This window comes from Devosia sp. (genome assembly GCF_028290625.1).
In the GTDB taxonomy this organism is placed as follows: domain Bacteria; phylum Pseudomonadota; class Alphaproteobacteria; order Rhizobiales; family Devosiaceae; genus Devosia.
In genome coordinates this window covers 24934-31119 of the sequence record NZ_JAQGJM010000004.1, presented here as the reverse complement: position 1 = coordinate 31119, position 6186 = coordinate 24934, and the positions used below count along the sequence as shown (strand labels likewise).

At 63.8% G+C, this 6186-nt stretch carries 3 protein-coding genes; all 3 read left to right on the top strand.

Features of this window, described 5'->3' with window-relative positions; genetic code table 11:
• Window positions 1-3821: glutamate synthase large subunit (gene gltB / locus JWR51_RS01720; protein WP_299742815.1), on the top strand; the 3821-nt coding region annotated here is incomplete at its 5' end.
• Between the two features lie 2 nt (window positions 3822-3823).
• Window positions 3824-4429 (top strand): glutathione S-transferase family protein, encoded by a 606-nt coding sequence (locus JWR51_RS01715; protein ID WP_299742820.1) that lies wholly within the window; start codon window positions 3824-3826, stop codon window positions 4427-4429.
• 292 nt (window positions 4430-4721) lie between these two features.
• Window positions 4722-6149: a glutamate synthase subunit beta gene (locus JWR51_RS01710; RefSeq protein WP_299742812.1), complete on the top strand. Its 1428-nt coding sequence runs from the start codon at window positions 4722-4724 to the stop codon at window positions 6147-6149.
• Window positions 6150-6186 lie beyond the last annotated feature (37 nt).

Sequence of the window (6186 nt, the reverse complement as noted above, 5' to 3'; positions counted from 1 at the left end):
CGCACAACGGCGAGATCAACACGATCTCGGGCAACCGCATGTGGGCGCAGGCGCGGCGCTACAAGTTCCAGTGCGAGGACCTGCCGAACATCGACGAGATCGCGCCACTTGTTTCGATGAGCGGTTCGGACTCGCAGTCGCTCGACAACATGCTGGAAGTGATGCTCGCCGGCGGCGAGGATCTGTTCGCGGCGATGCGTGCGCTGGTGCCGCCGGCCTGGCAGAACGTCGAGAACATCGACGCCGACGTGCGCGCGTTCTACGAATACAACTCGCTGCAGATGGAGCCCTGGGACGGACCCGCCGGCATCGTGCTGACCGACGGCCGCTATGCCGTCTGCGCGACCGACCGCAACGGCCTGAGGCCGACGCGCTACGTCATCGGCCGCGACCGCACCATCACGCTGGCGTCCGAGATTGGCGTCAACGATGTCGCGCCGGAAGACGTGGTCGAGAAGGGCCGGCTGCGGCCGGGTCAGATGCTGGCGATCGATACCGAATCCGGCACGCTGATGCGGCCGTTCGAGATCGACCGCATGCTGGCCGCGCGGCAGCCGTACAAGCAGTGGCTGAAGCGCAACATCCTGCGGCTGGAATCCTCGCTGCAGGACGATCCCAACACGCTCGACAAGCTGCATCCGGAAAGCGTCGCGGTATTCCAGAAGCTGTTCCAGCTGAGCAATGAGGAGCGCGGCGAAATCCTGCGCGTGCTCGGCGAGAGCGGCCAGGAGACGATCGGCTCGATGGGCGACGACACGCCGTTCGCGGTGCTGTCGGCCAAGGTGCGCTCGCCGTACGACTATTTCCGCCAGCAGTTCGCGCAGGTCACCAATCCGCCGATCGATCCGCTGCGCGAGCAGATCGTGATGTCGCTGGAATGCTCGCTCGGCGCCGAGCACGGCATGTTCGAGGAAACGCCGGAGCGCGCTGCGCGCCTGCTGGTGGATTCGCCGATCCTGTCCGAAGGCAAGTTCCGCAAGCTGCTGTCGCTCGGCAACGAGGGCTATCCGCACGCCGTCATCGATCTGAACTACAAGCCCGAAATCGGCCTGCAGAAAGCCGTCGAAGCGGTCTGCGATCGCGCGGTCGCCGCGGTCAGGGAAGGCACCATCGTGCTGGTGCTGTCGGATCGCGGCGTTGCGCGCGAGTCCTTGCCGATCCATGCGCTGCTCGCCACCGGCGCGGTGCAGCACCGGCTGATCGCCGAAGGCCTGCGCTGCGACTGCAACATCATCGTCGAGACCGCCACCGCGCGCGATCCGCATCACTTCGCCTGCCTGGTCGGCTATGGTGCGTCCTGCGTCTATCCGTATCTGGCCTACGCCAGCCTGTACGAGATGACGCGCACCGGCGAGATCAAGAACAAGGCGCCGGAAGATCTGGCGGCGAGCTACCGCAAGGGCATCAACAAGGGCCTTTACAAGATCATGTCGAAGATGGGGATCGCGACGATCTCCAGCTATCGCGGCGCGCAGCTGTTCGAGATCGTCGGCCTGCACAACGAAATCGTGAAGCTGTGCTTCGAAGGCACCGTCAGCCGCATCCAGGGCAGCGGCTTCGCCGAGCTGCAGGCCGAGCAGACCCAGCTCAGCCTGCTGGCGTGGACGCCGCGCAAGCCGGTCGAGCAAGGCGGCCTGTACAAGTTCGTGCAGAACGCCGAGTACCACGCCTATCACCCGGACATCATCAACACGCTGCATCGTGCGGTGCGCAGCGGCGAGTACGCCGACTACGAAGTGTTCGCCGACTTGGTCAACCACCGGCCGGTGGCGACCATCCGCGATCTGCTCAAGCTGAGCGGCAAGGTGCAAGCCATCTCGATCGACGAGGTCGAGCCGATCGAGGCGATCCTGAAGCGCTTCGACTCCGCCGGCATGTCGCTCGGTGCGCTGTCGCCGGAAGCGCACGAGGCGCTGGCGATCGCGATGAACTCGCTCGGCGGCCGCAGCAACTCCGGCGAAGGCGGCGAAGACCCGGCGCGCTACGGCACCGAGAAGACTTCGAAGATCAAGCAGGTGGCGTCGGGCCGCTTCGGCGTCACGCCGGCCTATCTGGTCAGCGCCGAAGTGCTGCAGATCAAGGTCGCGCAGGGCGCCAAGCCCGGCGAAGGCGGTCAATTGCCCGGCCACAAGGTGGACTGGATCGTCGCCAAGACGCGCCATTCGACCCCCGGCGTCGGCCTGATCTCGCCCCCGCCGCATCACGATATCTATTCCATCGAAGATCTGGCGCAGCTGATCTACGACCTCAAGAACGTCAACGAGACCGCCGATATCTCGGTCAAGTTGGTGTCCGAAGTGGGCGTCGGCACGGTTGCGGCCGGCGTCGCCAAGGCGCGCGCCGATCACATCACCGTCTCAGGCTATGACGGCGGCACCGGCGCGTCGCCGCTGACCTCGCTCAAGCATGCCGGCGGTCCGTGGGAAATCGGCCTCGCCGAAACCCACCAGACGCTGGTGCTAAACCGCCTGCGCTCGCGCGTGGTCCTGCAGGTCGATGGCGGTCTCAAGACCGGCCGTGACGTGCTGATCGGTGCCCTGCTGGGTGCCGACGAGTTCGGCTTCTCCACCGCGCCATTGATCGCGGCGGGCTGCATCATGATGCGCAAGTGCCATCTCAACACCTGCCCGGTTGGCGTCGCCACCCAGGACCCGGTGCTGCGCAAGCGCTTCAAGGGCACGCCCGAGCACGTCATCAACTACTTCTTCTTCATCGCCGAAGAGCTGCGTGGCCTGTTGGCCGGCATGGGCGCCAGGACGCTGAACGAACTCGTCGGCCGCTCCGACCTGCTCGACCAGCGCAAGCTTGTCGACCATTGGAAGTCCGATGGCATCGACTTTAGCAAGCTGTTCTACAAGCCCGAAGCCATCGGCGACGACACGATCTATCACTCCGAATTCCAGGACCATCATCTGGAAGCCGTGCTCGATCGCAAGTTGATCGAGCTGGCCCAGCCGGCGCTGGAAAACGGCACCGCTGTGCACATCGAACTGCCCATCCGCTCGCGCGACCGCTCGGCCGGCGCCATGCTCAGCGGTGCTCTGGCCAAGAAGTACGGCCATGAGGGCCTGCTTGAGGACACCATCGCCATCAAGCTGACCGGCACCGCCGGACAGAGTTTTGGCGCCTTCCTCGCCAAGGGCATTTCCATCGACATGGTGGGCGACGCCAACGACTATGTGGGCAAGGGTCTGTCGGGCGGGCGCATCGTGGTGCGGCCATCCGAAAAGGCCGGGTTCGATCCCGACAAGTCGATCATCGTCGGCAATACCGTGCTTTACGGCGCCATCGAGGGCGAAGCCTATTTCCGCGGCATTGCGGGCGAACGCTTCGCCGTGCGCAATTCGGGCGCCATCGCGGTGGTCGAAGGCACCGGCGATCACGGCTGCGAATACATGACCGGCGGCGTCGTCGTCGTCATCGGCCAGACCGGGCGCAACTTCGCCGCAGGCATGAGCGGCGGCGTCGCCTATGTTCTCGACGAGGACCAGACCTTCCGCAGCCGTTGCAACCTCGCCATGGTCGATCTGGAACCGGTGACCGAGGAAGAAAACCTCATGCAGTCCCTCCACCATCACGGCGGGGATCTGGAATGGCACGGCCGCGTCGATATTTCGGGCGACATGACCAAGCATGACGACGAGCGCCTGCAGCAGCTCATCGCCAACCACCTGCACTATACCGGCTCGACCCGCGCCAAATACATCCTCGACAACTGGGCGGCCATGCGGCCCAAATTCGTCAAGGTGATGCCGGTCGAATACCGCCGCGCCATCCGCGACATGGAAAAAAAGCGCGGCGTCATGGCGGCGGCAGAATAGTGCTGCAGATTTACGGCGACCTTGGGTCGGGCAACTGCCTCAAGGTCAAGTACATCGCCGACGCCACCGGCACGCCCTATGTCTGGCATGATGTGCGCGCCCGCTCGGGCGGCACCAAGACGCCGGAATTCCTCGCGCTCAATCCAGGGGGCGAAATGCCCGTCGTCGTGCTCGACGATGGCCGCCCGTTGGCACAATCCAACGCCATCCTGCGCTATCTGGCGCGGGGCAGCCGCTTCATTCCGCAGGACGCCTATGAGGCAGCCAAGGTGGACGAGTGGCTGTTCTGGGAACAGTATAGCCATGAACCCACCGTCGCTGTGGCCCGCGCCCGCGTCCACTATGACAAGGTGGCCATCGCGGACCTTGATCCGGCGTTGATGGCGCGTGCCAACAAGGCTCTGGATCGCCTGGAACAGACATTGACGGGCAAGACCTTCCTTGTCGGCGACACGATCTCGATCGCCGATATCGCACTCATGCCCTATACGCGCACCGCCCCCGAGGGCGGGCTGGATTTGACTGGGCGGCGCGCGCTGTTGCGCTGGATTGCCGCCTGCGAACAAGAACTGGGTTTGCCGTCGCAGCAAAGCACGGCGGGGGAATGACGATGAAGAAGAAATTTGTTCTCCTTGCAGGCGTTTTGCTCGCCTGCATTCCGACCTGGTCGATGGCCGATGATCAGTATGACTTGGTACAAACGATGGTTTCCGAGACTGGCGTTCAAACCGAAGACGCCTGGCCAGTAGGAGATGGCAGCTTTTCTGCCTGCGTTATGGCTCGGAATAAAGCAGTTCTTCCCAGAACTATACCGAGGGGGGCGATTATTAGTCCCGGCGGCAACTCCTACGAGTGGGCGATTACCGCAGTGTCGTGCAGGCTTAGGACGAGGAAATAGAGATGGGTAAGGTAACAGGCTTTCTCGAAATCGAGCGCGAAGAGCCCCGCTATGAGCCGGCCTCCGACCGCATTCGCCATTTCGGCGAATTCACCATTCCCATGTCGGAAAGCCGCATCGTCGACCAGGCGGCGCGCTGCATGGATTGCGGCATTCCCTTCTGCCATGGCGACACCGGCTGCCCGGTCAACAACCAGATTCCGGACTGGAACGACCTGGTGTTCAACGGCGATTGGGAAGAGGCGGCGCGCAACCTGCACTCGACCAACAATTTCCCCGAATTCACCGGCCGCATCTGCCCCGCGCCCTGCGAGGAAGCCTGCACGCTGAACCTGGAAGATACCCCGGTCGCCATCAAGACCGTCGAACAGGCCATCGCCGACCGCGCCATCCGCAATGGCTGGGTCAAGCCGCAGATCAACGAGCATAAGACCGGCAAGTCGGTCGCCATTGTGGGCTCCGGCCCAGCCGGTATGGCGGCCGCGCAGCAACTCGCCCGCGCCGGTCACGACGTGCACCTCTATGAGCGCGAGCCCAAGGCCGGTGGCCTGATGCGTTATGGCATTCCCGATTTCAAGATGGAAAAAGACCACATCGATTTCCGCGTCGAGCAGATGACCGCCGAAGGCGTCACTTTCCACTATAATGAGAATATCGGCGTTACCCGAACGCTAGCCGATCTGCAGCAGAAACACGACGCGGTGCTGCTCTCCGGCGGCTCCGAACACCCCCGCGATGTCGATGCCGAAGGCGTCAATCTCGCCGGCGTTCACTTCGCCATGCCCTTCCTCGTGCAGCAGAATCGCCGCCTCGGTGGCGAGGACGTTTCGAGCGAACAGCTCCTGTCGGCCGCCGGCAAGCATGTCGTCGTTGTTGGTGGTGGCGATACCGCAAGTGACTGTGTTGGCACCTCTTTCCGCCAGGGCGCCATCGCCGTCACCCAGCTCGACGTTCGGGCGCAACCGCCCGAGCTCGAGAACAAGCTGACCAACTGGCCCAACTGGGCGGTCAAGATGCGCACGTCGTCGTCTCAGGCCGAAGGCGCCATTCGCGAATTCGCCGCCGGCACCATGAAGATCATCGGCAACGCCAAGGGCCAGGTCACCGGCGTCGAATGCGCCCGCGTCGATCGCAAGCGCCAACCCATTGCCGGAACTGAGTTTATTATTAAGGCCGACATTGTCCTGCTGGCCATCGGCTTCGCCCACCCCATCCACGAGGGCATGCTGACCGAACTCGGTGCCAAGCTCGACACCCGCGGCAACCTGTTCGCCGACACGTTCAGCTACAAGACCACGGTGGATAAGGTCTACGCGGCTGGCGATATGCGCCGTGGCCAGTCGCTGGTGGTCTGGGCGATCCGCGAAGGCCGCCAAGCCGCACGGGCGATCGACAAGGACCTGATGGGCAAGACCGACCTGCCGCGCTGAGTTGACGGGCGGGGAAATAAAACTTATCCCCGCCCCA

Excerpts from the sequence above, each read along its gene's own strand:
- JWR51_RS01710 (WP_299742812.1), top strand. The coding sequence starts at position 4,722 with ATGGGTAAGGTAACAGGCTTTCTCGAAATCGAGCGCGAAGAGCCCCGC.